26 protein-coding genes are annotated in these 26532 nt (G+C 59.2%); 20 read left to right on the top strand and 6 right to left on the bottom strand.

Features of this window, described 5'->3' with window-relative positions; all coding sequences use genetic code 11:
• Positions 1 to 220 precede the first annotated feature (220 nt).
• From BSK43_RS30805 to yjfF, 7 genes are all read left to right on the top strand, one after another.
• The gene (locus BSK43_RS30805; RefSeq protein ID WP_077467308.1) at positions 221 to 1600 is read left to right on the top strand and encodes a TadE/TadG family type IV pilus assembly protein; all 1380 of its coding nucleotides are present in this window, start codon (positions 221 to 223) and stop codon (positions 1598 to 1600) included.
• Positions 1597 to 2127, top strand: a complete 531-nt coding sequence (locus BSK43_RS30800; protein WP_077467307.1) for a TadE/TadG family type IV pilus assembly protein — start codon at positions 1597 to 1599, stop codon at positions 2125 to 2127. Before BSK43_RS30805 ends, BSK43_RS30800 begins: the two co-directional genes overlap by 4 nt.
• A 1-nt stretch (position 2128) precedes the next feature.
• Positions 2129 to 2713 (top strand): TadE/TadG family type IV pilus assembly protein, encoded by a 585-nt coding sequence (locus BSK43_RS30795; RefSeq protein ID WP_077467306.1) that lies wholly within the window; start codon positions 2129 to 2131, stop codon positions 2711 to 2713.
• Positions 2714 to 2908: 195 nt separating this feature from the next.
• The gene (gene ytfQ, locus BSK43_RS30790; RefSeq protein WP_077467305.1) at positions 2909 to 3871 is read left to right on the top strand and encodes a galactofuranose ABC transporter, galactofuranose-binding protein YtfQ; all 963 of its coding nucleotides are present in this window, start codon (positions 2909 to 2911) and stop codon (positions 3869 to 3871) included.
• Between the two features lie 130 nt (positions 3872 to 4001).
• Positions 4002 to 5525, top strand: a complete 1524-nt coding sequence (ytfR, locus tag BSK43_RS30785; RefSeq protein ID WP_077467304.1) for a galactofuranose ABC transporter, ATP-binding protein YtfR — start codon at positions 4002 to 4004, stop codon at positions 5523 to 5525.
• The gene (locus BSK43_RS30780; protein ID WP_077467303.1) at positions 5522 to 6550 is read left to right on the top strand and encodes an ABC transporter permease; all 1029 of its coding nucleotides are present in this window, start codon (positions 5522 to 5524) and stop codon (positions 6548 to 6550) included. Before ytfR ends, BSK43_RS30780 begins: the two co-directional genes overlap by 4 nt.
• Entirely contained in the window at positions 6547 to 7515 is a 969-nt protein-coding gene (gene yjfF / locus BSK43_RS30775; RefSeq protein ID WP_077467302.1) for a galactofuranose ABC transporter, permease protein YjfF, read from the top strand. The genes BSK43_RS30780 and yjfF overlap by 4 nt, the downstream gene beginning before the upstream one ends.
• A gap of 119 nt (positions 7516 to 7634) precedes the next feature.
• On the opposite strand, the gene BSK43_RS30770 is transcribed toward yjfF, so the two are convergent.
• A complete protein-coding gene (locus BSK43_RS30770; RefSeq protein WP_077467301.1) occupies positions 7635 to 8309 on the bottom strand; it encodes a GntR family transcriptional regulator in 675 nt (224 codons plus the stop codon).
• Between the two features lie 173 nt (positions 8310 to 8482).
• On the opposite strand from BSK43_RS30770, the gene BSK43_RS30765 reads away from it, so the two are divergent.
• The 9 genes from BSK43_RS30765 to BSK43_RS30725 all read left to right on the top strand — a co-directional run bounded on the left by BSK43_RS30765 (position 8483) and on the right by BSK43_RS30725 (position 16831).
• Positions 8483 to 9202, top strand: a complete 720-nt coding sequence (locus BSK43_RS30765; RefSeq protein ID WP_077467300.1) for a hypothetical protein — start codon at positions 8483 to 8485, stop codon at positions 9200 to 9202.
• Between the two features lie 66 nt (positions 9203 to 9268).
• Positions 9269 to 10282 carry a TRAP transporter substrate-binding protein gene (locus BSK43_RS30760; RefSeq protein WP_077467299.1) on the top strand — a complete coding sequence of 338 codons (1014 nt, stop codon included), beginning with the start codon at positions 9269 to 9271 and terminating at the stop codon, positions 10280 to 10282.
• Positions 10279 to 12165 carry a TRAP transporter large permease subunit gene (locus BSK43_RS30755; protein WP_246662735.1) on the top strand — a complete coding sequence of 629 codons (1887 nt, stop codon included), beginning with the start codon at positions 10279 to 10281 and terminating at the stop codon, positions 12163 to 12165. Before BSK43_RS30760 ends, BSK43_RS30755 begins: the two co-directional genes overlap by 4 nt.
• A 115-nt stretch (positions 12166 to 12280) precedes the next feature.
• A complete protein-coding gene (gene kduI / locus BSK43_RS30750; protein ID WP_077467298.1) occupies positions 12281 to 13117 on the top strand; it encodes a 5-dehydro-4-deoxy-D-glucuronate isomerase in 837 nt (278 codons plus the stop codon).
• 4 nt (positions 13118 to 13121) lie between these two features.
• Positions 13122 to 13877, top strand: coding sequence for a 2-dehydro-3-deoxy-D-gluconate 5-dehydrogenase KduD (kduD, locus tag BSK43_RS30745; RefSeq protein WP_077467297.1), 756 nt, complete (start codon positions 13122 to 13124; stop codon positions 13875 to 13877).
• Positions 13878 to 13920: 43 nt separating this feature from the next.
• Positions 13921 to 14604, top strand: coding sequence for an amino acid ABC transporter permease (locus BSK43_RS30740; protein ID WP_077467296.1), 684 nt, complete (start codon positions 13921 to 13923; stop codon positions 14602 to 14604).
• Positions 14605 to 14611: 7 nt separating this feature from the next.
• Positions 14612 to 15265, top strand: a complete 654-nt coding sequence (locus tag BSK43_RS30735; RefSeq protein ID WP_068391350.1) for an amino acid ABC transporter permease — start codon at positions 14612 to 14614, stop codon at positions 15263 to 15265.
• On the top strand, positions 15249 to 15977 hold the full coding sequence (locus BSK43_RS30730; protein ID WP_077467295.1) for an amino acid ABC transporter ATP-binding protein: 729 nt from the start codon (positions 15249 to 15251) through the stop codon (positions 15975 to 15977). The genes BSK43_RS30735 and BSK43_RS30730 overlap by 17 nt, the downstream gene beginning before the upstream one ends.
• Positions 15978 to 16036: 59 nt before the next feature.
• A complete protein-coding gene (locus BSK43_RS30725) occupies positions 16037 to 16831 on the top strand; it encodes a transporter substrate-binding domain-containing protein (RefSeq protein WP_077467294.1) in 795 nt (264 codons plus the stop codon).
• 26 nt (positions 16832 to 16857) lie between these two features.
• On the opposite strand, the gene BSK43_RS30720 is transcribed toward BSK43_RS30725, so the two are convergent.
• Positions 16858 to 17895 carry a GlxA family transcriptional regulator gene (locus BSK43_RS30720; protein ID WP_077467293.1) on the bottom strand — a complete coding sequence of 346 codons (1038 nt, stop codon included), beginning with the start codon at positions 17893 to 17895 and terminating at the stop codon, positions 16858 to 16860.
• Between the two features lie 241 nt (positions 17896 to 18136).
• On the opposite strand from BSK43_RS30720, the gene BSK43_RS30715 reads away from it, so the two are divergent.
• The 4 genes from BSK43_RS30715 to BSK43_RS30700 are packed head-to-tail and all read left to right on the top strand — an operon-like array spanning position 18137 to position 22978.
• The gene (locus BSK43_RS30715; RefSeq protein ID WP_077467292.1) at positions 18137 to 19273 is read left to right on the top strand and encodes an aromatic ring-hydroxylating dioxygenase subunit alpha; all 1137 of its coding nucleotides are present in this window, start codon (positions 18137 to 18139) and stop codon (positions 19271 to 19273) included.
• The gene (locus tag BSK43_RS30710) at positions 19270 to 20934 is read left to right on the top strand and encodes a choline dehydrogenase (protein ID WP_077467291.1); all 1665 of its coding nucleotides are present in this window, start codon (positions 19270 to 19272) and stop codon (positions 20932 to 20934) included. Before BSK43_RS30715 ends, BSK43_RS30710 begins: the two co-directional genes overlap by 4 nt.
• Positions 20931 to 21710: a class II aldolase and adducin N-terminal domain-containing protein gene (locus tag BSK43_RS30705; RefSeq protein ID WP_246662734.1), complete on the top strand. Its 780-nt coding sequence runs from the start codon at positions 20931 to 20933 to the stop codon at positions 21708 to 21710. Before BSK43_RS30710 ends, BSK43_RS30705 begins: the two co-directional genes overlap by 4 nt.
• A gap of 41 nt (positions 21711 to 21751) precedes the next feature.
• Positions 21752 to 22978: an FAD-dependent oxidoreductase gene (locus BSK43_RS30700; protein WP_077467290.1), complete on the top strand. Its 1227-nt coding sequence runs from the start codon at positions 21752 to 21754 to the stop codon at positions 22976 to 22978.
• Positions 22979 to 23087: 109 nt separating this feature from the next.
• Here the strand turns inward: BSK43_RS30700 and BSK43_RS30695 are convergent, their stop codons facing one another.
• From BSK43_RS30695 to BSK43_RS30680, 4 genes are all read right to left on the bottom strand, one after another.
• Positions 23088 to 23393 (bottom strand): hypothetical protein, encoded by a 306-nt coding sequence (locus BSK43_RS30695; RefSeq protein ID WP_068391515.1) that lies wholly within the window; start codon positions 23391 to 23393, stop codon positions 23088 to 23090.
• A 168-nt stretch (positions 23394 to 23561) separates the two neighbouring features.
• Positions 23562 to 24914 (bottom strand): hypothetical protein, encoded by a 1353-nt coding sequence (locus tag BSK43_RS30690; RefSeq protein WP_077467289.1) that lies wholly within the window; start codon positions 24912 to 24914, stop codon positions 23562 to 23564.
• Positions 24915 to 24932: 18 nt separating this feature from the next.
• On the bottom strand, positions 24933 to 25496 hold the full coding sequence (locus tag BSK43_RS30685; RefSeq protein WP_068391379.1) for a TetR/AcrR family transcriptional regulator: 564 nt from the start codon (positions 25494 to 25496) through the stop codon (positions 24933 to 24935).
• Positions 25497 to 25667: 171 nt separating this feature from the next.
• Entirely contained in the window at positions 25668 to 26528 is an 861-nt protein-coding gene (locus BSK43_RS30680) for a class I SAM-dependent methyltransferase (protein ID WP_077467667.1), read from the bottom strand.
• Positions 26529 to 26532: the final 4 nt, after the last annotated feature.

Raw genomic sequence — 26532 nt, 5'->3', positions numbered from 1 at the left:
CAGCCATTTGATCCGCCAATGTCACCAAGCAAGTAGTATCCTACTCCTGCATAAAGCCTCGTTCTGAGGCACTAAGCACGGCATATATCGTATCCAAAAAGCGCATCATGGCCAAATTGCGCATAATTCTTGCCGTGTGGTCTGGCCTTCCTCGTCCCCGACGCAGGCGTAAACAACTCTTTAACCCAAAGGCGGCCTGAGTTGTGCATTAGTATGATAAATGTTGGTGCGGATTTTGAAGCAAAGATATTTCATCTCACGCGATCGTTTAAGGATTCTAATCAGCGCGCTGTTTCGGAACAAAAGCGGCAACGTCGCGATTGTTGTGGCCCTATCAATAGTCCCGATGATACTCGCTGTTGGCGCCAGCCTCGATTATATCCGGGCCTACAATGTCAGACAACGCCTACAAAGTGATCTCGACGCGGCGCTGATTGCGGCAGTGAAGCAGATCGATACCGCAGACACTGATGCTCTTAAACAGAAAGTTACTGATTGGTTCAGTTCGCAATCCGAGAGCAGTTATACAATCTCAGATATAGCAATCGATACCAGCAACCACAAGATAACGGCGACTGCAAATGGTGTTGTTCCGACAACACTCATGAAGATTGCGAATATCGACAATGTTCCGGTTAGCGTTGCAAGCTCGGTCAAAGGACCGGCAACGTCCTATTTGAATGTCTATATCGTTATCGACAAGTCACCCTCGATGCTACTGGCCGCAACAACCGCCGGTCAGCAAGCCATGTATAGCGGGATCGGATGCCAGTTTGCCTGCCATACCGGAGACGCGCATACCTCGGCAGGTGTGAATTATGCCGACAACTACGCCTATGCGCATGCCAAGGGCATAAAGTTGCGGGCGGATGTTGCCGTCGATGCTGTCAACGAAGTGATCGATCTGATAGACGAGGCCGACAGCAATCACGAGCGTATCAAGGTTGGACTTTATAGTCTTGGCGACACCATAACCGAGGTTCTGGCGCCGACACTCGAGACGTCCGATGCGCGGAAGCGCCTCTCGAATGATAGCTATGGGCTGACCAGCGCGACCTCCACAGACTACACGTTCTTCGATGTGGCTTTGCCGGCTCTGCAGCAGAAAGTCGGCAGTGGCGGCGATGGCAGTTCCCTCGCCAAGCCGCTCAAGCTGGTCCTGTTGCTCACGGACGGCGTCCAGTCGAAGCGCGAGTGGGTGACCGATGGCGTGACGTGGTCCGGATCTAAAATCAAGACCGCCGGACCATACTGGAACAAGGTCGCTCCCATCAATCCCGACTGGTGTGGCTATGTGAAGAACCAGTCGAACACCATGGCGGTTCTCTATACCGAATATCTGCCGATCACCACCGACTGGGGCTACAACAATACCGTTGGCTCGACGATGGCCAGTGCCAATTGGCGCAGCACCTGGGGCGGCACCATGGATAGCGGCATAGCTGCCAGCATCACACGTCGCGACTATATTCCTTATGCGCTCGCGGACTGCGCCTCGTCCAAGAGCCTGTTCATTTCCGCGTCTTCCTCGAGCGATATTGTGTCCGGCTTGTCCGCACTCTTCACGCAATATCTTGCATCCGTACGGCTGACGCAATGATGCGCCCCAGATCATTGAGGTTCCTGCGCCATCTGTTTGCCGATCGCAAAGGAGCGGCTGCGGTCGAGTTCGCGCTGCTGATATTTCCGCTGTCCCTGATGATCTTCGCCATCATAGAGGTCTCCGTGATGTTCTTCGCGGCATCCAGCCTCGATGCATCGGTGCAGAAGATATCCCGCATGATCCGTACCGGAGAGGCCGTCTCGGCCAATATGACACTCACCGATTTCAAGGCAAAAATCTGCGCGGATATGACCCTTACCTTCAGCTGTTCGGACAATCTCCTGATCAGGGTCGACGTCATTTCCAACCTGTCTGCCGTCACCAGCGCCACTCCGATCGACAGCACAGGCAACCTCAAGGTCACGGAGACCTTCGCCACCGGCAAGGCGAGCGATTACATGCTGGTGCAGGCATTTCTGCCGTGGAGTTCTGTCGTCAATTACTTCACCTATTCCAGCGCAAAGCTGGCGGACGGTCGCTACCTCCTTGGTGCGACTGTGCTGTTTCGCAACGAGCCCTCCTGAGATGACGATCAAACATGCCCGGCCCAAGCGCCGCATCGGAACCTTCAGCATTCGGCGCTTCGCAAGCAATCGCAATGGCGCCTCAGCGGTGGAGTTTGCGCTTCTTTTGCCAATTCTGCTGCTGCTGCTGGCGGCAACCCTGGATCTCGGACATGCATTGACCGTCAACCGCAAGCTCGATCAAATTGCTTCCACGACGGGAGATGTTATTTCGCAACAAGGCACCTGGACAAAATCCAATGTTGCCGGGCTGCTCTCCGGAATGAGCTTCATCCTGCAGCCCTACGATACGACGGGATTGACCATTACCGTGGCGGTGGAGGACGTGTCGGCAAATGGCAACGCGACGGTAAATTGGTCGGCAGCACTCAATACGTCTTCGCTTGCCGCAGGCTCGGCAAGCCCGATCACCGTGCCTGCGAAGATACAGGAAGGCGGCGTCCAGGTCGTTCTGACCCGGGTACAATATAAATTTACGACGCCGATTTCCGCATTCCTCGGAAGCTTTACCGGTGTCAGTGGCTACAGCTTCGACCGCTATTTCTTCAATCGGCCGCGTACAGCTGACACGATTACCTATAACTAGCGCGGATCGGGACTGCTTTATCGCCTCGAAAGATCGAGGTTGCGGAAAGAGAGGTCGATCCGCAACGGTCTCTCAACAGGCCGCGCAAGGTTTCGGCATTCATTGTGCGGTGCATCATCGATTGCTGATTTACAAAAGTATTACTATATGATTTTTTGACGGCGGGCCTGAGGAGATGGCCTTTGGGAGGAAATCATGAAGTTCAAGACTGCACTGATCAGTGCCACGATCCTTGCTGCCTGCATGTTCACGTCTGCGTCTGCAAAGCAGCTGGTTGTCGGTTTCTCACAAATCGGTTCGGAGTCCGGCTGGCGTGCCGCTGAAACGACCTTGACCAAGCAGGAAGCCACAAAACGCGGCATCGATCTGAAATTTGCCGATGCGCAGCAGAAGCAGGAAAACCAGATCAAGGCGATCCGTTCCTTCATCGCCCAGGGCGTCGATGCGATCCTGCTCGCGCCAGTTGTCGAGACCGGTTGGGATGCCGTGCTGAAGGAAGCCAAGGAAGCGAAGATCCCCGTCATCCTGCTCGATCGCACCATCAATGCGCCGAAGGATCTCTATCTGACGGCTGTTACATCCGACCAGATCCATGAAGGCAAGGTTGCCGGCGACTGGCTGGTGAAGACGGTGGGCGACAAGAAGTGCAACATCGTGGAGCTGCAGGGCACCACGGGCTCTTCGCCGGCCATCGCCCGAAAGAAGGGCTTCGAAGAAGCCATCAAGGGCCATGACAACTTCAAGATCGTGCGCAGCCAGACGGGCGATTTCACCCGCTCCAAGGGCAAGGAAGTCATGGAAAGCTTCCTGAAGGCCGAAAACGGCGGCAAGAACATCTGCGCGCTCTATGCCCACAATGACGACATGGCTGTCGGCGCCATCCAGGCCATCAAGGAAGCTGGCCTGAAGCCGGGCAAGGACATCCTGACCGTTTCAGTCGATTCGGTTCCGGATCTCTTCAAGGCCATGGCGGCGGGCGAAGCGAACGCGACCGTCGAACTGACGCCGAACATGGCCGGCCCCGCCTTCGATGCGCTCGATGCCTATCTGAAGAACAAGAAGGAGCCGCCGAAGTGGATCCAGACCGAGTCCAAGCTCTACACGCAGGCTGACGATCCGCAGAAGGTCTACGAGCAGAAGAAAGACCTCGGCTACTGAGGCGAAGGCCGACCGCATTCGGTAAGTATATAGCCGATGCAGTCTCTCAATATCGAATGCCGGCGCATCATCTGCATGCGCCGGCAACCGTCTTTGCATACTGGCTCAAATCCAAGGACATTCACGCCTCATGGCTCACGACGCCGAGCGACTTCTGACAGCGACAGGCTTCTGTAAATACTTCCCCGGCTCGACCGCTCTCGATCATGTCGATTTCACTCTGATGCGCGGAGAGGTTCATGCGCTGCTCGGAGAAAACGGGGCGGGAAAGTCGACGCTGATCAAATGCATGACCGGCGCCTATCGCCGCGATGGGGGTATTCTGAGCCTCGATGGCATCGAGATCGATCCGCATGATACGCTCGCGGCGCAGAAGCTTGGCATCGGAACTGTCTATCAGGAGGTGAATCTCCTTCCGAATCTGAGCGTGGCGGAAAACCTCTTTCTCGGTCGGCAGCCGAGGCGCTTCGGCATGGTCAGCAGCCGTGTCATGAACGGTATGGCCAGGGATCTGCTGTCGCAATACGGCATGGATATCGATGTCGGCCGTCAGCTCGACAGGTTCTCGGTTGCCATCCAGCAGGTGATTGCGATCGCTCGCGCCGTCGATCTTTCCGGCAAAGTCCTGATCCTGGACGAGCCGACGGCGAGCCTCGACACACAGGAGGTCGCCTTGCTGTTTGGCATCATCAGACGGCTGAAACAGCGTGGCTTGGGTATAGTCTTCATCACGCATTTTCTCGAGCAGGTCTACGAGATCTGCGATCGCATCACGGTTCTGCGCAACGGCCGTCTGGTCGGCACGCGGGAAGCGGAAGGTCTTCCCAGGCAAACGCTGATCGCCATGATGCTGGGGCGCGAGCTTGCACATACCGAAAGTGCAGCAAGGCAGACCGCCAACGAAAGCGGACCGGTGAAATACCGCTTCAGCAATTTCGGCAAACGCGGCAAGATCAAGCCCTTCGACATGGAAGTGCGCGGTGGCGAGGTGGTCGGCATCGCCGGCCTGCTCGGGTCCGGGCGCACGGAGACCGCGGAAGTGCTCTTCGGCGTCGAGCGTTCGGATAGCGGCGAGGCGACGGTCGAAGGCAGCGTGGTCGCACTGTCCAGCCCGCGGGCCGCCATCAAGAATGGCTTCGGCTTCTGTCCGGAGGATCGAAAAACCGATGGCATCATTGGCGACCTCTCCATTCGAGAGAACATCGTCATGGCCCTGCAGGCGCGCCGCGGTTGGGCGAGGCCGGTGCCGCGCAGCGAACAGAACGCCATCGCCGACCGCTACATCAAGGCGCTGGATATCCGCACGACCGACCGCGAAAAGCCGATCAGGCTCCTGTCGGGCGGCAACCAGCAGAAGGCCATTCTGGCGCGCTGGCTGGCAACCAATCCCAGTTTCCTCATTCTCGATGAGCCGACGCGCGGCATCGACGTCGGTGCGCATGCCGAGATCATCCGGCTGATAGAGGATCTCTGCCGGCAGGGAATGTCGCTGGTGGTGATCTCCTCCGAACTGGAAGAGCTTGTGGCCTATAGCTCCCGGGTCATCGTGCTGCGCGACCGGGAGCATATCGCCGAGCTGACGGGCGGAGAGATAACCGCAGGCAACATTGTCGACGCAATCGCGACAACGCAGAAGAGCCGGGAGGAAGCATGAGTTCCCAGATCAAGGCCTCCTTGTTCCGATTGATGCCCCAGCTCATAGCTTTGGCAGCCATCCTCCTCTTGAATTTTATCATGTTCCCGCATTTCTTTCATCTGGAGGTCCAGAACGACAGATTGTATGGCAGCGCCATCGATGTCCTCAATCGCGGTGCGCCGGTGGCGCTTCTTGCGATCGGTATGACCTTGGTCATCGCCACGAAGGGCATAGACCTCTCGGTCGGGGCGGTGATTGCAATTTGCGGCGCCGTGGCGGCATCGACGATCGTTACCGGAAATTCTCTGGCCTACACGCTGATGCTGACCATCGGCGTCGGGATCGCATGCGGATTGTGGAACGGGTTTCTGGTCGCGGTTCTTGGCATCCAGCCGATCATCGCGACACTGGTGCTGATGGTCGCAGGCCGTGGCATTGCGCAATTGATTACAAAAGGCGTCATTCTGACGTTCAATAATGATGGCCTGATCTTCTTCGGTAGCGGATCTTTCGCGTGGCTGCCGATGCCGGTCGTCGTGTGGCTGGCGGTGGGGCTGGCGGTCATCCTGCTTGTCAGGCGCACGGCGCTCGGCATGCTGGTCGAGGCTATCGGCATCAACCGCCGCGCCAGCACGCTGTCGGGCATCCAGACACCGGTACTGCTGATCGCCGTCTATACGCTGAGCGGCCTTTGCGCCTCCATTGCCGGCATCATCGTTTCCGCCGACATCAAGGGTGCGGATGCCAACAATGCCGGCCTGTGGCTCGAGCTGGATGCGATCCTTGCCGTGGTCATCGGCGGCAATTCCCTGCTTGGAGGGCGCTTCAGCATTGTCGGCTCGCTGATCGGCGCCATGATCATCCAGTCGGTCAATACCGGCATCCTGCTCTCCGGCTTTCCGCCGGAGTTCAATCTGGTGATCAAGGCTGTCATCGTCATCATCATCCTGGTCATCCAGTCTCCCGCGCTGCAGTCCCTTTCGGCCTTTCTGTGGCGGCGGCGTGGCGAGACGGCAATGATCCATGAGGAGCAGGCAAAGTGAATTCGAAATATCTCCCGCTGCTCGCAACCATCGTCATCTTCATCCTCGCCTATACCGGCTGCGCACTGCAGTATCCGACCATGCTGTCGACGCGGGTCGTCGGCAACCTGCTGACGGACAATGCGTTCCTCGGAATTGCCGCCGTCGGCATGACCTTCGTGATCATCTCCGGCGGTATCGACCTGTCGATCGGCTCTGTCATCGCCTTTACCGGTGTTTTCCTGGCGATCATCCTGCGCGACACCTCGATCCATCCGCTGATCGCCTTCGCCCTGGTCCTGGTGATCACCACCATTTTCGGCGCCGGCATGGGCGCGATCATCCATTATCTCGCCATGCCGCCCTTCATCGTTACCCTGGCGGGAATGTTTCTGGCGCGCGGGATCGCCTTTGTCCTGTCGATCGACAGCATTCCGATCGAGCATGATTTCTATTCGCAGCTCAACGATCTCTATTGGCTGATGCCGGGCGGCGGCCGGCTGACCCTGATCGGCGGCGTCATGCTGCTGGTCTTTGCCGGCGGTATTGTTCTGGCGCATCGGACCCGCTTCGGCGCCAATGTCTATGCGTTGGGCGGTGGCGTGCAGACGGCCGAGCTTATGGGCGTTCCGGTCGGCCGCACGACGATCCATATCTATGCCTTGTCCGGCTTCCTCGCAGGCCTGTCCGGCATCGTTTTCTCGATTTACACATCGGCGGGATATTCGCTTGCCACGGTCGGCGTCGAGCTCGACGCCATCGCGGCGGTGGTCATCGGCGGAACGCTGTTGACGGGAGGAGCGGGGTTCGTGGGGGGAACACTCATCGGGATCCTCATACAGGGCCTGATTCAGACCTACATCACCTTCGATGGAACGCTTTCCAGCTGGTGGACGAAGATACTGATCGGCCTGTTGCTGTTCGCCTTTATCCTGCTGCAGAAGGGTCTGCTGCTGCTCTCCCGTTTCAACCGGCGCTATGCCTGAAAGGCACGAGGTACGCAGGTGGGCTCCATCTCCGCGTGAAGAGCTGCGCTCCTTTACGAAAGCAATAGAACTCCGGCGCCCCTAAAGCGCCGATAGTTCTTGAACCCTCGGGCTTTACCTCAAGCAAACAGCTCGGGGTGCCGCTGCTCGGCTTCGGGCAGCGCGCGCAGGATTTCGGTCAGGTGATTGCGCATTGCGGCTTCAGCGGCTTCCGGATCGCGCGCGTCGACCGCCGCAATGATCTGTTCGTGTTGAGCCACCAGCGCCTGCATGACCGAAGGCCCCTGAAGTGTCAGCTGGCAGGCGCGATCCATATGCGCCTTCAGATCACCGACGATAGTCCAGGCCATGGGGCAGTCGGCACCCTCGGCGAGTGTTACATGGAAGAGCTCATCGAAGCGCCGGAACGCTGAGTGATCGCCCTTGGCGGCGGCACGGCGTTGAGCGTCGAGGGAATCGTCGATACGCCCCCGGCTCGTGGGCGAAAAGCTTTCGCAAGCCCGACGGATCACTGCGCTTTCAATGGCCTCGCGCAGGAAACGGGCTTCCATCAGCTCGCGAACCGAAATCTTCACGACGATCGTGCCGCGCTGCGGAACCACCTCGACAAAGCGCTGGCGGCTCAGTGCGATCAGCGCTTCGCGCACCGGCTGACGGGAAACGCCGTAGCGCTCGGCGATCTCCTGCTCAGAAAGCCGCATGCCCGGCGGAAGCTCCAACGCGATGATGGCTTTCAAGAGCTCCTGGCCCAGGCGATGAGCCGCAGAACCACCTTGCCCGCGTTCAATATTCACAATCCGTCCTCCGAGCTACTTGCATTCAGTGGAATACGAGTTAATACTACCATACAACAACATACTAGTACCAGTTCGGGAGCATTTTGTCCATGTCTTCAACTGCGTCCATCGCCGAAGCCTTTCACATGGCGCGACGGAAAGCGAGGCCCCTCCCGGGATTCCCAGGGGATTTGCCAGCTGGGCTGCCCGAAGCATATGCGATACAGGAACGGTCGATCGCGCTCTGGCCGGATGAAATTGCAGGCTGGAAGGTTGCGGCAATTCATCCCGACCTGCGAACCGAGCTGAAATCCGACCGCATGTCGGGACCCGCCTTTTCCCGATCGGTGATCCGGGTCCAGCCGGGCGAAATCGGGGAAATACCGGTAATAGCAGGCGGTTTCATTGCCGTGGAAACGGAGATTGGCATCGTCCTTGGGGGCGATATCGCTCCACGCTCGACGCCGTGGACCAAGCCGGAATTGCAGCCCTTTATCGCCGGTATACATCTGGCAATGGAGATTGCCGGCTCGCCCCTCCCGACCATCAACGATATCGGCCCCTGGGCCATCGTTTCCGATTTCGGCAACAATTCCGGAATTGCCGTGGGCGCGGAAATCAAGGGTTGGGACAGCGGGGCCATCGACCAATTGAAAACCGCGATGCGCATCGATGGGAGAACGATCGGTGAGGGTGCCGCGGTCGGTGTAAACGGCGGCCCGCTCGATGCCTTCCTCTTTCTCGTCAACCACCTGGCCGCGCGCAACCGCGGCCTAAAGAAGGGCGACGTCGTCATAGCGGGTGCCACGACGGGGGTTCACGCGATCGAAATCGGCCAACTCGGAGAAGCCGTTTGCGACGGTTGCCCGCCGCTGGCGGTCAGGATCGCGGAGAGATCAGCATCCGACTAACGGATGCGCATTCAACTTCAAGCAATGGAGGAGGGACGCACGTCGCGTCTTGCAAGGAGGAGAACCATGAAGAACATACAAATGTCGCGCCGTGCTTTCGGCGCATCGCTGGCGGCTGTGGGAGCATTCGCCATCATCGGACGTGCCGCGCCATCTTTTGCGGCGCCGATAGCATTACGGCTATCGTCATCGCTCCCATCGGATCCAAACTCGGCGCACTGGCTCTGGTACGATAAGTTCCAGAGCGCCTTGAAGGCCAAAGTCGGGGACGCGATCCAGATACAGTATTTTCCGGACAATCAGCTCGGCAAGGAAGCGGATATCGTCGGCCAGGTGAAGCTCGGTATCGTCGACATGATGATATCAGGCTCTTCCATCTGGGGCACACTCGCGCCGGAAGTCGGCGTGCTCGATCTCGGCTACCTCTTCGATAATATGAGCGCGGCCGGCCCCGTTCTGGATGGCAATGCCGGAACCGTGCTCAACGGTATCTTCGCCGACAAGATCGGCGTCGAAGTCTTGAGCTGGGCCTATAGCTTCGGCGGACGCAATATCGCGGCCCGCAAGCCGGCCAACACACCGGAACTGCTGAAGGGCCAGAAGATCCGCGTCCTGCCCGTGGCGAATTTCGTCGCCACCTTGCAGGCGATGGGGGCAGCCCCAACGCCGATGTCGCTGGGCGAAGTCTATACGGCACTCCAGACGGGCGTGATCGATGGCATGGAGCACGATGCCCCCACCATTCTGGCACTGAAGTGCTATGAGGTCGCCAAGCACATTTCGCTGACCCAGCATATCTGCAATCCACAAACCATCGTCATCGGCAAGCGGGCGCTTTCGAAAATTCCGGCTGAAACGCTTCCCGCCTTCAAGGAGGCCGCCGCGGAAGCAACGGCATTCCAGCGCGGCAAGGCGAACGACATCGAGACGGCCGCTTTTGCGACGCTGAAGAAGAATGGCATCGAGACGCATGAGGTCGATCGCGCGGCATTCAAGAAGCTGGTGCAGCCGCTCTGGAACGATTTTGCAACGAAGTACCCGGCAACCAAGCCGGTGCTCGACGCGATCGTCAAGGCATGAGCACCATGTTGGTCGATGCCGTCGTCCCGGGTGCGCAGGCTCCCGCCGTCAGGGGAGCGCCGTTCATCGGCGCTCTTCAGACACTCGTCGAAGTGCTCGCGGCCACATTTCTGGCGGCGGACCTTTTGGTCGTCATCGTCTCGGTGTTATGGCGCTACGCATTCAACGATACCATCCTGTGGGCGGATGAGGTTGCGCGCATGCTCTTGATCGGCGTCGCCTTTTTTGGTGGCGCCGCTGCTGTCGCCAAGGGACATCACGTCGGTATCCGCATTCTCCGTGACAATCTGAGAGAAAAGAACCGCGTTGTCGTGGAGGCCGCCGGCCTCTGGGTCGAGTTCGTCGTCTCCATCGCATTCGTTGTCTTTGCGGTTCAATACTGCGAGACGGCCTGGACGCAGGTGACCTCGACGGGCCTGCCGCAGAACCTGTTCATCTATCCGTTGATCGCCGGCGGTCTGTGCATGGCGATCTTCACAGCAGCCAGGCTCTTCGCCTATCCCGCGCACGCAATTCTCGTCGCGCTGGGTGGCCTGCTGGCCATTGGAGCCGTCGTTGCGGCATGGATGTTCTTCCTGCCGGACTACGCGCCGGGCGCTCTTACATTGCTCCTTTTCGGCTTTGCCATTTGCCTCGCTTCCGGGATTCCAATCGCATTTGCTCTCTGCGCCGGCGCGCTGCTCTATATCACCGGCGACGGGTTCATCCCCTATGCCGTGTTTGCCCAACAAGCCTATAGCGGGATCGACAACGTCGTGCTTCTCGCCGTCCCCTTCTTCGTGCTGACGGGTCTGGCCATGGAAGTGAACGGCATGTCCGTTCGCCTGATCGAACTCTTGCGGCGCGGCGTCGGAAAGCGGCGCGGCGGCCTCGGCATCGTCACCGTTTTGAGCATGGTGCTTTTTTCCGGCATTTCCGGCTCGAAGCTCGCCGATGTCACGGCCGTCGGCACGGTTATGGTGCCCGCGATGCGTCGTTCCGGCAACAACCCTTCCGACGGTGTCGCTCTCCTGGCGGCGAGCGCCGTCATGGCCGAAACGATCCCGCCCTGCATCAATCTCATCATTCTCGGCTATGTCGCCAATATTTCGATCGGTGGGCTTTTCGCCGCCGGCATCTACCCCGCAATCCTGATGGCCACGGCGCTGATTGCCGGCGTCGTCATCTTTTCGCGCAAGGACGCACCCGCGATTGTCGAGAAATCGGATCGGAGCCTTGGCAGCCTTCTTGGAAGCGGCGGCATCAGCCTCGGTGTGATCGTCATCATCTTCGGCGGCTATCGCTCGGGCTTTGCAACGGCCACCGAGATCGGCGCCTTTGCCGTCGCCTACGCTCTGATCGTCGGCGCGCTGGCTTTCCGTGAACTGACATGGGCGAGCACGCTGGCGCTCTTCAAACGATCGGCAACCCTCGCCGGCATGATCCTTTTCGTGGTCGCCGCCTCGCAGACGGTCGCCTTCTCGATCACCATCGCGCAGGTCCCGCATATGCTGGCTGAAATGATGATCAGCTTGACGCATGGGGCTGGCGCCTGGGCCTTCCTGATTGTCTCGATCCTGATCCTGATCGTCATGGGGGCGGCGCTGGAAGGAGCACCGGCTTTAATCATCTTTGGACCGCTGCTGCTGCCGGTTGCCCATAGTTTCGGGATCGAACCGCTGCATTACGGCATTGTACTGATCGTCGCGATGGGCCTCGGCCTTTTCGCGCCGCCGCTCGGCCTCGGGCTCTATACAAGCTGCGCCGTCGGCAACGTGCCGCTGGAAGCGACCGTCAAGCCGATCGCCAAGTATCTCGCGATCCTCTTCGTCTGCCTGCTGATCATCGCGTTCGTGCCCGATATCACGAATTCCCTGCCGCGCAGCCTCGGATACATCAAATAGCGAACGGGCTTGCGGCGAATGTGAAAGCCGCAAGCCTGCTCGATCGGGACCTGTCCCACTTGCCTTCAACGCTGGTCACGACGGCCGGACACCATCGAGAAAAGGAAATAATTCCATGAAAACAGACGTGAGACACGCGTCCCATCCGGAAGCCGTTCGTGGCTATGACACGGAAACGCTTCGGCGCCATTTTCTGGTCGAGACCGTCTTCGAAAGCGGCGAGATCCGGCTCACTTACTCTCACTACGACCGCATGGTCATCGGCGGCGCGGAGCCGGCCGGATCGGCATTAACGCTGACGGCGCCCGAGGCGGTCGGACAGGAAACCTTCCTGGCCGAGCGTGAGCTTGGTGCACTCAACATCGGTGGTGCCGGCCGTATCACCGTCGATGGCAAGTCCTACGATCTCGAAAAATACGATTGCCTCTACGTCGGCAAGGGCGCCAGGGATGTTCGTTTCGAAAGCAGGGACGCCGGCACCTCGGCGAAATTCTACCTCGTCTCGACACCGGCGCATGCGATGCATCCGACCGTGCTTCTGAAACGCGAGCAGGCGCGGCACCTGACGCCGGGCGAAGCAGCGACCGCCAACAAGCGCTCGATCTACCAGTTTATCCATCCCGATGTCTGCCAGTCCTGCCAGCTGACCATGGGCTTCACCATGATCGAGCCGGGCAGTGTCTGGAATACAATGCCGGCGCATACACATGACCGACGCATGGAGGCCTATCTTTATTTCGACCTCGAGGCGGATCAGCGCGTCTTCCATTTCATGGGCGAGCCGCAGGAAACGCGCCACATGCTTGTCGCCAACGAACAGGCGATTATCTCACCTCCGTGGTCGATCCATTCGGGGGCCGGCACGAAGAATTACAGTTTCATCTGGGCCATGGCTGGTGACAACAAGAGTTTCACCGATATGGACCACATCGCAATCGCCGATTTGAGGTAGCCGCATGACCAATTTCTTCGATCTTGGCGGCCGCACTGCGGTCGTTACCGGTGCCAATACAGGCATCGGCCAGGGGATTGCGGTTGCGCTTGCGGGAGCAGGAGCATCGATCGTCGCCGTCGGCCGCTCGTCGATGGAGGAGACCGAGGCACTGGTTCGGCAGGCCGGTTGCCGCTTTCACGCTATCAATGCCGATCTGTCCACAATCGAGCCCGTCAAGCGGATCGTCTCCGAGACTGTTTCAAGGTTCGGAGCCCTCGATATCCTGGTCAACAATGCCGGGATCATCCGCCGTGCCGACTCGATCGACTTCACCGAGGAGGATTGGGATGCGGTCATCGATACCAATCTGAAGACGGCATTCTTTCTATCGCAGGCCTCGGGCCGACATATGCTCGAAAGGGGCCGGGGCAAGATCATCAACATCGCCTCACTCCTGTCATTCCAGGGAGGGATACGAATCCCTTCCTATACGGCCTCGAAGAGCGGGCTTGCGGGTATTACGCGGCTGCTTGCCTGCGAATGGGCTGGCAAGGGCGTCAATGTGAACGCGATTGCACCCGGCTATTTCGTGACGAACAATACCACGGCGCTGCGCGAGGATCCGGATCGCAACGCTGCGATCCTTGCCCGCATTCCCGCTGGTCGTTGGGGGACGCCGGAGGATATCGGTGCGACCGCCGTGTTCCTCGCCGCGCCCGCATCCGACTACATCCACGGAACCGTGATTCCGGTCGATGGAGGATGGCTGGCGCGCTGAGGACGGTGGGATCGGGTGGTCTCGCGCAACATTTGGAGGAGAGATGCAGTATCAATTCGATTTTGGGGCGTTACTGCCCTATTGGCTGGATTTTCTGGCGGGCGCGCTGACGACTGTCGAGATCACGCTGTTCTCGGTGATTATCGGTCTTGCGATCGGCATTGCCTGTGCGATCGCCCGTCGATCCGATGTGGCAACACTACGAGGTCTGGCCGGTGCTTACATCGAAACGGTGCGCAATACTCCCTTCATTGTACAGATCTTCTTCATCTTCTTCGGCCTCTCTTCCATCGGCGTTCGTCTGCCGATCGTCGCTGCCTCCGTCTTCGCGATGGTGATCAATGTCGGTGCCTATACGGCGGAAATCGTACGGGCTGGCATCGATTCCGTCCATCCGAGCCAGATCGAGGCGGCGGAATCGCTTGGCCTTTCGAAATTCCAGATCTATCGCGACATCATCCTGCTTCCGGCGATAGAGAGGGTCTATCCGGCCCTTTCCAGCCAATTCATCCTGATGATGCTCTCGACCTCGATCTGCTCGCAGATATCGGCAGAGGAACTGACGGGCGTCGCCAACAACATACAGTCGAACACGTTCCGCTCGCTGGAAACCTATGTGGTCGTTGCGGTCCTTTACATTGCCATCACCTATCTGATGCGCGCCGCCTTCTTCGGGCTCGGGCTTATCGCCTTCCCGCGCCGCCGCAAACTCGAACTCGGTTTGTGAGGTACTGATGCTCGGTGCATTTTCGACCAATCATCTCGTCTATTTGCTCGAAGGCCTCGCGTGGACCGTGGTTCTTTCGGCACTCGCCTTTCTGTTCGGTGGCATCGCGGGCTTTTTCGTCATGCTTGCGCGCATATCACGCTTCCGCTGGCTGCGGCGGGTGGCTCTTGTCTACATCCAGATCGTGCAGGGCATGCCGCTGCTCATCCAGATGTTTCTTCTCTATTTCGGTCTTGGCGTCTTCGGTATCTCGGTGCCGCCGCTTGTCGCCGCCTGCCTCGGCATGATGGTCTATTCGAGCTCCTATCTCGGCGAGATCTGGCGCGGCTCCGTACAGTCGATTGCCAAGACACAGTTCGAGGCTGCCGAATGCCTTGGGCTCACGCGCTGGCAGGCCCTGCGGGATGTCATCCTGCCGCAGGCTTTGAAAATTGCCACGCCGCCGACGGTCGGCTTCCTCGTGCAGCTCGTCAAGAACACATCGCTTGCTTCGGTCGTCGGCTTTCTGGAGCTGACCCGCGCTGCCCAGGTCATCAACAACTCACTGTTCCAGCCCTTCCTGGTCTTTGGCGTCGCAGCCTTCTTTTACTTCTGCGTCTGCTATCCGCTGTCGGTCTGGAGCCGTTCGCTTGAGAGGAAACTCAATGTCGGTCGCCGTTAAGCTCACCAATGTCGTCAAGCGCTTCGGCGAGCTGGAGGTGCTGAAAGGGGTCTCCTTCGAGATCAATGCCGGCGAGGTCGTCGCGCTGATCGGCCAGTCGGGTTCCGGCAAGAGCACCGCACTGCGCTGCATCAATCGCCTGGAGACGATTCAGGGCGGCTCGATCGATGTCTGTGGCCATCGCGTAGAAGACCCGAAACTCGATCTTCGCGCCCTGCGCCGGGATATCGGCATGGTGTTCCAGAGCTACAATCTGTTTCCCCACATGACCGTCGCTGAAAACATCATGCTGGCATTGCGCCGCGTCAAAGGCATGCGCAAGGACCAGGCGCGCGAGGTTACTGTACAAGTGCTCGCCAAGGTTGGGCTATCGGAAAAGATCGAAAGCTACCCGGAACAGCTTTCAGGCGGTCAGCAGCAGCGCGTGGCCATTGCTAGGTCGCTCGCCATGCAGCCGAAGGTCATGCTGTTCGACGAAGTGACGTCCGCGCTCGACCCCAAGCTCACCGGCGAGGTCTTGCGGGTGATGGAGGATCTTGCCCGCGGCGGCATGACCATGATCGTCGTGACGCATGAGATGGGCTTTGCCAAACGCGCCGCCAACCGCGTGATCTACATGCATACCGGCAAGGTCTGGGAAACCGGAGGGGCGGATATCCTCTCCAATCCCCAGACGCCTGAATTGAGGGAATTCATGGCCGCCGAGCTTTGAATTCCAAGAGGAGTACTTGTGCCCAGGCGCAGGGTCGAACAACCAGAGAGGAGTTTCATATGCAGAGAAGAATGATTTCGAAGCTTGCGCTGATTGCCAGTGCCGGTCTGCTTGCGCTTGCGACCGTTGCCCATGCGGATGTGCTCGACAACATCAAGAAGGCCGGGAAAGTCCGCATCGCGGTTGCGATGGGCACTCCGGAATATTCATTTGTGGACGAAAATCTGAAGCCGACGGGATCGGACGTCGAGACCGCGCAGTTGATCGCCAAAGACCTCGGCGTTCAGCTGGAATTGGTGGAGATCACCAATGCGGCACGCGTCCCGTCCGTCCAGACCGGCAAGGCCGACATGGTCGTTTCCGCGCTCGGCATCACCGATGAACGGAAGAAAGCGATCGACTACTCCGTTCCCTACGCCACACTGGCGCTCGTCGTTGCGGCGCCTCCGAGCATCGAGATCAAGGGCTATTCGGATCTCGTCGGCAAGCGCGTCGGGGTTACCCGGGCGACGACGAATGATCAGGACATCTCGGCAAATGCCAAGGGCGCCAATATCGTCCGCTTTGAAGATGACGCGACGCTCATCACCTCCGTCGTCTCGGGCCAGGTCGACATTCTCTCTAGCCAGTCGGCTGTCATCAACGGCATCAACAAGAAGCTTGGCGATCATCCGCTGCAGGTGAAGTTCACCCAGAAGGAGACCGTGCTGGGCATCGGCATTCCGAAGGGCGAAACTGCCCTGAAGGGATGGCTGGACCAATGGGTAAAGACAAACTTCGACAACAAGGTGCTGCGCGATATCTATCGCAAATACCACAATGCCGAACTGCCCGATGATCTGACATCCCGCTGAGCAGCAAATACAACGCCAGCCGGAGGTTATACCGGCTGGTTTCTTCCGCGGGGCAAATTGGGGTGCCCCATATTTCCTCGGCGAAACACGCTGCTGTCGACGGACTGGTGTCTATCCTTGCTCGGGGAGACACTGAAGGCCTTCCTGTAGGTGCGCGAGAAGACCTCGAGCGAGGAGAAGCCGCAGGCAACCGCGATCTGCGTAATGGTCAGTTCCGTTTGCTGAACCAGTTGATGCGCCCGCTCCATGCGCAGCATGTGATAGGCCTGAGTCATGCCAGAGCCGAGCTGTTGTTGGAATAGGCGCTGCAGATGCCTTTCCGAAACGCCGACCATCGCAGCAATTTTCGGACAGGGAAGGGGCTCGTCAATCGTCGCAGCCATGATGTGGCGTGCGCGGGTCACGGGATCGCGCGCCACGGTGCCCTGGTCGCGGTTGTCTGATGTCTGTTGACGGTCGTGGCCCTCTCGCTTCTGCAGCAACAGGTGTTGGGCGACCTCGTTTGCAAGCTCCTGACCGGCGGTGCGGGCAATGAGGGCGGTCATCATGTCGAGGGTCGCGCTCGCGCCCGCCGAGATGGGCCGGCGCGCGGAAAGGCTGTAGAGCGTATCGGTCACATTGACGTCGGGGTAGCGTTCCCGCATGCCTTCGATGTTGTACCAGTGTACGGGCGCCCGATGGTCCTCCATCAGGCCGGCGGCGGCCAGTATTTCGCTTCCGGTCTCGATTGCGCCGACCTCGGCGCCCGCCCGCTCGACCCAGCGCAGCCACTTCAGCAGCCGATGGTCCGATGCCGCTTCACGTGCGTCGAAGCTGGCCAGTATCAGCACAACATCGAAACGCTCTGTCGTGCCGAGGGGATAGTCGACGGCACTCTGGATCCCGTTGCTGGCCGCGACCGCGAACCCGTCGGTCGACAGGGTGTTCCAGCTAAAGATCCTACGACGGGCAAGCCAGTTGGCGATGAACAGCGGCTCGATCGCCATCGCCAGCGCAAGATAGGAAAACCCCGGAGCAAGTACGAGGCCGAAGCGATGACCTTTAGGATTTTCGAACGACGACATGGAGAGCCTTTTGATTTTTTCGGACGCATAATGTCCAAAATCGTCTGGTTGCTTCGGATGTGATAATCGATTGAGCTGGGCGGCCTATAACATACTAAAATTGCTATCGATTTCTGGCAAGGCCGAATGGCGTCGCTTTTCGGAATATGGCGGATAATGTCAATCGCAGAGCTCTTTTGGATCATAGCATCCTTCTGTGGCGGGTCCTTCCCGGGCCGCATCGTTGAACAGGAGGGTAGGCATGACCATAGCGCAATTGACCTGGGACTATAGCGATCCGCGGACGGGCACGTCGATGCCGGCTTCGTTCTTCTTTGATCAGGGTGTGTTTGACGAAGAGAAGGCGAAGATCTTCATGAACTGTTGGCACGTCGTTGGCCACATCAACGAATTCGCCAATCCCGGCGATTTCGTCGTGCAAGACATCTTCGAACAGAGCGTCGTTGTGATGGCCGGCAAGGGCGGTGAAATCAGTGCGTTTCACAATGTCTGTCGGCATCGCGGCAACCGGCTGATCGATGAGCGGCGCGGCAACAGGCCGGGCGTGATCCGCTGCATGTATCATTCGTGGTGCTATAATCAGGACGGTAGCCTGCGCGGCGCGCCGCGCACCGAGAATCTCGAGGACTTCAACAAGAAGGACTGGGGTCTCCGGCATGTCCGGTTCGAAATCTTCGCGAACTTCGTCTTCATCACACTTGACGAGAACGCTCCCGCCGTCGCCGAAATTGCCAGCGGAGCGGAAGCCGAGATGCGCCGCTTTCTTCCCGATCTTGACAATCTCGAACTAGCCTCGGAATCGGACGTCATTGTCGATGCGAACTGGAAGGTCATTCAGGAAAATTCGATCGAGGGCTATCATTTCGACCTCTCGGGACCGGTTCACAAGGATCTGGCGGCACTGATCAATTTCGAGGGTTATGCGTTGACGCCTTACGGGCAGTGGTGGACCTATATCGGCCCTCCCAACAAGGGCGCCAAGGAAGCCTATGGCGTGCCGCTCGAAGGCTCGACCTGGCAGACGGACTGGTTCTTCAACATAGGGATCTTTCCCAACACGACCTTCTACAGCTTTCCGTACACGGATATGGTCGGCACCTTCATCATGATCCCGCTTGGGCCCGAAAAATCCCTGCTTCGCTTTGGCTATTACAAGCCGAAAGGTCGTCCAATGCCGCCGGTGACGGAAGCGGCGATCGAGTGGATGAACACACAGCTCGGCCCCGAAGATATCGAACTGAACATCACCAACCAGAAGGGGCTGCATTCCCTCGGCTTCGGTTCCGGCAAGTATCTGATCGATCCCGCGCGCCCCAATCAGAGCGAGAACCTCGTGCATCATTTCCATACGCTTTGCTACAAGGCGATCCGGGAATGAGCGGACGCGCCGACATGTCGTGGGACTATGTCATCGCCGGTGCCGGCTCCGCCGGTTGTGTGCTGGCGGCACGCCTGACGGAGGATCCGGCATGCCGGGTTCTCCTCCTTGAGGCCGGGCCAGAGGACCGATCCATATGGCTCAGAATGCCTGCGGGCATGTCGCGCGTGGTCTGGGGAGACCGCTATAGCTGGGCGTTTACCTCAGCACCCGAGCCGCATCTGGAAAACCGGCGGCTCGGGCATCCCCGTGGCAAGGTTCTGGGTGGCTCATCCTCGATCAACGGCATGGTCTGGTTGCGCGGTCATCCACGCGACTTTGATGGCTGGGCGCAGCTTGGTGCGCGCGGCTGGAGCTATGAGGACGTGCTTCCCTATTTCTGCAGGGCGGAAACCGCTCCTGGCGCGGATGATCGCATTCGCGGCAAGGGTGGCCCCATCAGGATCACGCGTGGCGACGTCGAGGGATCGCCGCTTGCCAGTGCCTTTATCGCAGCCGGCGTCGAGGCGGGCTATCCAAGGACCAGCGATTTCAACGGCCGCCAGCAGGAGGGCTTCGGCGCGGTCGAGCGCAGCACCTGGCGTGGCCGCCGCTGGAGCGCCGCGCATGCCTATCTCAATCCCGCACGCAGTCGGCCCAACCTGACGGTGATCACAGGCGCGCATGTGCTGGGGATCGACATCGAAGGGCAGCGTGCGAAGGGAATCCGCTATGCGAAGGCCGGGCGCGAGCATCTTGCCGCAGCGGGCGAAGTGATCCTCTGCGGCGGCGCCATCGGTTCGCCGCATATGCTGCAGCTATCGGGCATCGGCTCGCCCAAGCATCTGGAAAGCGCTGGCATCAAGGTGCGCCACGCCCTGCCCGGTGTCGGCGAGAACCTGAATGATCATCCCGATCTTGTCATCCAGCATGCCTGCAAGCAGCCGGTCTCCCTCTATCCTGTCACGCGCGCGCCGCGCAGCTGGCTGGCGGGTGCCGAATGGATGCTCAGAGGCTCCGGCCCGGCGGCGACCAACCATTTCGAGGCAGGCGGGTTCGTGACCAGCCGACGCGAGCTGGACCAGCCGGATATTCAGTTCACCTTCATGCCGCTGGCGGTGGTGCCCGGCGGAACAGACGTGCTAGCCAAACATGCCTTCCAGGTCCATATCGACCTGATGCGGCCGCGCAGTCGTGGACATGTGCGCGCGACGAGCAGCGACCCGTTTCAGGCACCGGAGATCCTGTTCAACTATCTGGACGACCCGCAGGATCTCACCGATCTTCGCGCCGGCGTTCATTTGTTGCGCGACGTGCTTTCACAGCCGGCGCTTGCTCCCTTCGCCGGTGAAGAGCTTTTTCCCGGCCCGGCTGTACGGACTGACGAGGAGATCGATTGCTGGATCCGGCAAACGCTGGAGACCTGCTATCATCCTGTCGGCACCTGCCGGATGGGCGCGGCGGACGATCCGGGCGCCGTCGTCGATCCGGAATGCCGCATTCGCGGGCTTGAAGGCCTGCGCGTCGTGGATGCCTCGATCATGCCGGCGATCGTCAGCGCCAACACCAATGCTTCGACCATCATGATCGCTGAAAAGGCTGCGGATATCATCCGTGGCCGCACGCCATTGCGTGCCACTCCAAATGCAAATGAAAATCTCACACGGAGGACCAACGCATGAACGCCATAGAGACCCTGTCGACCCGTGCCCCGGGCGTGATGCCGGATGAGGACACCATGAACACGATGCGGTGCGATCTTGCCGCAGCCTTCCGCTGGTTCGCCCGGTTGGGGATGCACGAAGCCGTCGCCAATCATTTCAGTGTCGCCGTCGAGCCGAGCGGGCGATACTTCCTGATGAACCCGCGCGGCCGGCATTTTTCACGGATACGCGCCTCCGACCTTATCCTGCTCGATACCGAGGATGCCTCGACGCTCGACCGGCCGGATGCGCCCGATCCTACCGCCTGGCATATCCATGGCCGGATCCATGCCCGCTGTCCGCATGCCCGCTGCGTGATGCACCTGCATCCGCGCTATGCGACGGCGCTTGCCTCGCTCGCCGACAGCCGCATGCCGCCGATCGACCAGAACACCATGCGCTTCTTCGGCCGGCTCGTCATCGACGAGGGCTTTGGCGGCATGGGCCTTTCCACCGACGAAGGTGACCGTTTGGCTGCAGCGCTCGGCGACGGCAACGTGCTGCTGATGGGCAATCACGGCGTGCTGGTCGCCGCCGATACGGTCGCTGCGGCGCTGGACGAAATGTATTATTTCGAACGTGCCTGCGAGACACTGATGATCGCCTATGCTTCGGGTCGCCCATTGCGGATCGTATCCGACAATGTCGCGGCGGTCACACAGCAGCAATGGGCTGACTATGGCCAGTTCGCGATCGACCATCTGTCCGAGGTACGGGCGATCCTTGATGCTGAGGAGCCGGAATATCGCAGCTGAAGGCGGGACCTGTTGCCCGTTCGTGAAGAAAGATCTCTTAGATGCCAAATACCGGAAGACTGGTCATCGTCGGCGCGGGCCAGGCGGCCTTTGCGGCTGCCGCAAAATTGCGGGCTTTGAAAGATGATCGTCCGATCACCATTATCGGTGCTGAGGACGTCTTGCCCTACCAGCGGCCGCCGCTGTCAAAGAAATATCTTCTCGGCGACATGAGCTTCGATCGGCTGCTGTTCCGTCCCGAGCAGTGGTATGCCGACAACAGGGTCGAGTTTCACCTCTCGACCTGGGTGGAGGAGATCAGGCGCGAGCGAAAACAGGTGCTCCTGCACGACGGGACGGTTCTCGACTACGGAACTCTGCTGCTTGCAACCGGATCGACACCCCGGCAGCTCCCGGCGGCGATCGGCGGGACACTGAAGGGCGTCCATGTCATGCGCGACAAGCGCGATGCCGACCATCTGGCTGAAGCGATGCTGCCCGGCCGTCGCGTGCTGATTATCGGTGGCGGTTATATTGGGCTCGAAGCGGCAGCTGTTGCCCGTCATCGCGGAATGGAGGTCACCCTGATCGAGATGGCCGACCGTATTTTGCAACGGACGGCGGCAAGGGAAACGGCAGATATTATACGTGCCATTCATCAAGCGCATGACGTTGTCATCAGGGAGAAGACCGGCCTCGATCATCTGATCGGCAGGGACGGCCAGGTCACCGCCGCCAGGCTCTCCGACGGTACGGTGGTGGATGTCGATTGCGTCATCGTTGGTATTGGTGTTGTTCCGAATGATCAGCTCGCCGATGTCGCGGGTCTGGAGGTCAAGAACGGTATCGTTGTGGATGAGTTCGGCCGGACATCCGATCCATCTATATTCGCGGCCGGCGACTGCGCGTCGCTTCCCTGGCAGGAGGGGCGCATCCGCTTCGAGTCGGTTCAGAATGCCGTCGACCAGGCCGAGGCCATAGCCTTGGTCATTGCTGGCGGCGATGCGGCCTACAGGCCGAAACCATGGTTCTGGTCGGATCAGTATGATGTGAAGCTGCAGATCGCCGGCTTCAATCTTGGCTATGATCAGACGCTTCTTCGCGCGGATGGTCGCAAGGGCACGCATTCCGTCTGGTATTTCAAGTCAGGCGCATTCGTATCCGTCGACGCGATCAACGATGCGACCGCCTATATAGTCGGCCGGAAGATGCTCGAATTGGGGATCAATCCCGACAAGGGCGTGCTGGCAGACCCAAACAGTGACCTGAAGCAGTTGCTAAGGACGTGAAGGCCCGATGACAGACAACCCAGATAAGGCGGTTGGCTGATATTGGGCAGGCATATGTCGATTTGATTTTACCACGCATCGAATCTTGGCAGCGTGGGGAAGCGAGTTCTTAGATCCCCGATCCGTCGAGCTGCTCCGCGTCTTCACCTTCCCACGGTGAGGGCATTGCGGTGCGGTTGAGATTGGCCGAAGGCATCGGCATCCAACACTTCAATTCCGGCTCGGCGTATTCGAAGAGGCGGCCGGGCGAGGAATCGGAGGCGCGCCAGCCTTCTGCGCCGAACTGATCGCCATTCGACCAGTAGGCGAGATCAACTGCGGCCGGCCCCTGTTCAGTCGAGCGGATCGTGACGAGGATCCTGCTGCCGTCTTTCGGTGCACTTGCCATGTGGCGCCAACGGTCTGGTTCATCCATCATGTTTCCTCCTGCCTTGCTACAGGCCGCAAGTGTTGCCTCGCCATTGAAAGCGGTCAACTCAAACTTTGCAAAACTCATTCTCTTTCATGCGACGGTTCGGCGGCTCGCCCTTCAGCGAGCGGCCGACATGCCCGCGCTCGCTATTTCGCTGTGGCAGCGCTTACGTCATGCATCCCTGTGGGGCTCGACCCTGACCACCAGCAAGGCCAACAGAAGTCCGCCGCACAGGATGATAAGCGACCAGCCGAAGGCATCGCCATTGCGCGCGTAGAAAGTATCCCCGGACCCAAGCGGCACTGCGTCGACAAGATTGCCCTGGCCTTTTGTGGAGGCGGTCTCGGCTATGATCCTGCCTTTGCTATCGCTTAACGTCAGCAAGCCGTGACTGGCTGCACGCGCGATCGCGAAGCCGTTTTCCACGCCCCGTACGATGGCCATCTTGCCATGCAGTCTTCCATCTGCGTTGAAATCCCAAGCCGGTACCAGCAATAGGCCAATGTGCCGGCTGCCATAGGTTCGAAGGAACTGGGGAAAATCCATGTCCTTGCAAATCGCGATGCCGACGCGATCAACGCTTACTAGATCCTTGCCGGGAACATATTCACCTTCCAGCCCCGGAATAAGGTAATGCTTGTCATACGCCAGCGGTGACAGATCGGGCCTGGTCAATTCCGCCGTATTGGAGCGTTGCCCATTGCCAAGCGGCCGGTCTATTCCGGCGACGATTTTCGTGTTCAATTTCACGGAAAGCTGCGCAAATTCCGGCGTGGGCAGGAACATCTTTTCCGGCGTGACGATGTAGGCCGGCCTTTTGCTCGCAACCTGTTCGATATTCTGGCGGAAATCAGCGACAATCGCTTCATTGCGATCCGGCTGATCGGTAGCGACGCCAGCAAATTCGTCGTTGCTCAGGAGTGCTATGCGAATAGTTTCGCCATCCGGCTGCGCCAGCCGCCAAAATCCAAACAGAAGAGCGGCAAGAACCGGTAGAATCCATGCTGAAGCGGCAAAGTAATCGGTCGGCCGCCGGATCTGCATTGCAATGCCGGCGGGTATGATCGCCGCGAGAAAGCTGAGGCTGCTCACGCCCGCAAGCGATGCCACCTGCAGCAAAGGAAGAACGTCCACCAACGCATAGCCAAGCGCGCCGAAGCTGCCGTTTGGCGAGATGTAGGAGTACAAAAGTTCAATTGCACCCGTCATGGCTGCATAGGCAAAAACGGCAACCGTCGGGCTTCGTGGATATAGGGCCCACATGAAAAGGACCGACAGGGCAAAAAACAGTGCCTGCAGCGCTACAATCCAATAAATCATGGGAATGACGCCGCCATAGAAGTAAAGCGGGCCAGCCTCGGCCATCAGCCCGACCAGGTATGCCAGCGCGAATACATTCAAAGCCCGCCTTTCACCCAGGACATGGACGAAAAGTGGAATCGGACCTAGCAAAACGAGAAAGCCCAGATGACCTGTATCGCGGCTCACCGCAAGGACAGCGCCGGAAATCAGTGCAGCAATCAAGCCTCTCATTTTCATCGGCTAGTCCTTGTTGATGAGTCTGGCGACAGCCCGCAGGCACATGTCGGTGAAGTCTTCACGCGAAAGATTGAAGCGGCCGGAACGATGCATCCCGATCAGCCCTTGCAACAGGCCCCAGGAGAATATGGCGATCTCAAGCGCATCGCCCGGGCGTACCAGGCCGCGCTGCTGACCGTCTGCCAGGCGAGCCGAAAAGGCTCCAACCACTGGAGAGCGGCCCCCGACGAAGTCCTGAGGATATACACGTTCGGCGCGCGTCTTGAGCACGAAAGCGGCATCGAAGAGCGCCGGTGAATCGAGAGCGAGGTCTATGAATGCGCGGGTGACGGCGTCAATCCAGCCGCGGAAATCCACGTCTTGAATTTGCTCGACGCGTGCTTGCCACTGAGAAAGAGCGTGGTCGCCAAGCGCATGCAGCAGGTCCGCTCTATCCTGAAAATGCCGGTAGACCGCCATGGGCGTTATGCCCGCCCGTTTCCCAACGGCGCGCAAACTGAGCTTGTCCAGGCCGACAGCCTGCAATTCATCGAGTGCGCAATTCAGGATGACGATGCGAGTGCTCATGTATACGGTGTATACATGATGCAACTCATCGTCAAGAATCGAAACTGGTCGTTTGGTTGGAGGCGAACAGTGTCGTTGATTTCTGTAGGTTAGGGATGGAATTGCGAATTCTGCGGTCCCTTCAGGAGGCAGCTCCCATCGACTGGAAACGCCCCGATTCCGTCGGAGCGACTAGGTATGCGCGACCAAGAGCTCCTCGGCGTTATTAGGTGGCCTGAGCCCATCTTTTCGGTGTGCAAAATAACGATTGGCGAGCTCGTCGCCTGACACATGCTGAGCGCGCCGGAAACCCGCCTTGTGTGCAAGGGCAAGAATGTCTTCGGGCGTGTAGAACGATCGAAAGGGGGTGTCGCTCGCCGTTGCGGCGCGGACTGCCATTTCAAGGCCCGGCCGAACAACGGGATCGGCCAACTCCGTAGGGACGAGAAACGTCATCGCGAAGGTAGAGCCGGGCGGCAATCCGGCTGCCTGCCGGAGGGTCAACTCATTCGCTGCGTGGGTCAGGTACATGCTCACACCTGTGGATACGACAAGCGTGGCCTTCGTCGGGTCGAATCCTGCAGTCATCAGACTATCCCACCACGACCGTCCCTGCTCGAAATCGACAGGCACAAAATGCAGCCAGTCGGGAACGGGAAACCCAAGTTCGGTCAGGCGGTTTTGTTTCCATTGCTGTGTTCCGAGCTGGTCGATCTCGAAGACATCAAGCAAAGCGCCGATTTCGGGGTTGCGCTGGGCAAACGTATCAAGACCGGCGCCGAGAATGACATATTGGCTCAGGCCCTGTTTTGCTCGGTCGATTGCCAGGTCCTCTATGAACCGAGCCCGGGCCACGATCGATGCCCGAAACGGACGCGTAAAGCCGGGGTCCATATCTCCGCGCTTGAGCCAGTCCGGACCCGGGTTCAGCAGCTTCAATCCCAGCTCATCCTCCAGCACATGTGGTGGTGGGTCGATTGCCCTATGCAAGGCGCGCCAAAGCGCGGTGCGGGCGGCGGTCTCGTCAGGTCGGACATCTCTGGAAAACGGCATCAAG

The organism is Rhizobium sp. P44RR-XXIV, from assembly GCF_001999485.2.
Classification (GTDB): domain Bacteria; phylum Pseudomonadota; class Alphaproteobacteria; order Rhizobiales; family Rhizobiaceae; genus Rhizobium.
Note: the sequence above shows the minus strand (reverse complement) of the source record. Positions and strands in the feature narration are given on the sequence as shown.

Excerpts from the sequence above, each read along its gene's own strand:
- BSK43_RS30760 (WP_077467299.1), top strand. The coding sequence starts at position 9,269 with ATGAAGAACATACAAATGTCGCGCCGTGCTTTCGGCGCATCGCTGGCG.
- BSK43_RS30685 (WP_068391379.1), bottom strand. The coding sequence starts at position 25,496 with ATGAGCACTCGCATCGTCATCCTGAATTGCGCACTCGATGAATTGCAG.
- BSK43_RS30755 (WP_246662735.1), top strand. The coding sequence starts at position 10,279 with ATGAGCACCATGTTGGTCGATGCCGTCGTCCCGGGTGCGCAGGCTCCC.
- BSK43_RS30805 (WP_077467308.1), top strand. The coding sequence starts at position 221 with ATGTTGGTGCGGATTTTGAAGCAAAGATATTTCATCTCACGCGATCGT.
- ytfR (WP_077467304.1), top strand. The coding sequence starts at position 4,002 with ATGGCTCACGACGCCGAGCGACTTCTGACAGCGACAGGCTTCTGTAAA.
- BSK43_RS30735 (WP_068391350.1), top strand. The coding sequence starts at position 14,612 with ATGCTCGGTGCATTTTCGACCAATCATCTCGTCTATTTGCTCGAAGGC.
- BSK43_RS30740 (WP_077467296.1), top strand. The coding sequence starts at position 13,921 with ATGCAGTATCAATTCGATTTTGGGGCGTTACTGCCCTATTGGCTGGAT.
- kduD (WP_077467297.1), top strand. The coding sequence starts at position 13,122 with ATGACCAATTTCTTCGATCTTGGCGGCCGCACTGCGGTCGTTACCGGT.
- BSK43_RS30725 (WP_077467294.1), top strand. The coding sequence starts at position 16,037 with ATGCAGAGAAGAATGATTTCGAAGCTTGCGCTGATTGCCAGTGCCGGT.
- BSK43_RS30700 (WP_077467290.1), top strand. The coding sequence starts at position 21,752 with ATGCCAAATACCGGAAGACTGGTCATCGTCGGCGCGGGCCAGGCGGCC.
- BSK43_RS30680 (WP_077467667.1), bottom strand. The coding sequence starts at position 26,528 with ATGCCGTTTTCCAGAGATGTCCGACCTGACGAGACCGCCGCCCGCACC.
- BSK43_RS30695 (WP_068391515.1), bottom strand. The coding sequence starts at position 23,393 with ATGGATGAACCAGACCGTTGGCGCCACATGGCAAGTGCACCGAAAGAC.
- kduI (WP_077467298.1), top strand. The coding sequence starts at position 12,281 with ATGAAAACAGACGTGAGACACGCGTCCCATCCGGAAGCCGTTCGTGGC.
- BSK43_RS30720 (WP_077467293.1), bottom strand. The coding sequence starts at position 17,895 with ATGTCGTCGTTCGAAAATCCTAAAGGTCATCGCTTCGGCCTCGTACTT.
- ytfQ (WP_077467305.1), top strand. The coding sequence starts at position 2,909 with ATGAAGTTCAAGACTGCACTGATCAGTGCCACGATCCTTGCTGCCTGC.
- BSK43_RS30795 (WP_077467306.1), top strand. The coding sequence starts at position 2,129 with ATGACGATCAAACATGCCCGGCCCAAGCGCCGCATCGGAACCTTCAGC.
- BSK43_RS30715 (WP_077467292.1), top strand. The coding sequence starts at position 18,137 with ATGACCATAGCGCAATTGACCTGGGACTATAGCGATCCGCGGACGGGC.
- BSK43_RS30800 (WP_077467307.1), top strand. The coding sequence starts at position 1,597 with ATGATGCGCCCCAGATCATTGAGGTTCCTGCGCCATCTGTTTGCCGAT.
- BSK43_RS30705 (WP_246662734.1), top strand. The coding sequence starts at position 20,931 with ATGAACGCCATAGAGACCCTGTCGACCCGTGCCCCGGGCGTGATGCCG.
- BSK43_RS30780 (WP_077467303.1), top strand. The coding sequence starts at position 5,522 with ATGAGTTCCCAGATCAAGGCCTCCTTGTTCCGATTGATGCCCCAGCTC.
- BSK43_RS30710 (WP_077467291.1), top strand. The coding sequence starts at position 19,270 with ATGAGCGGACGCGCCGACATGTCGTGGGACTATGTCATCGCCGGTGCC.
- BSK43_RS30730 (WP_077467295.1), top strand. The coding sequence starts at position 15,249 with ATGTCGGTCGCCGTTAAGCTCACCAATGTCGTCAAGCGCTTCGGCGAG.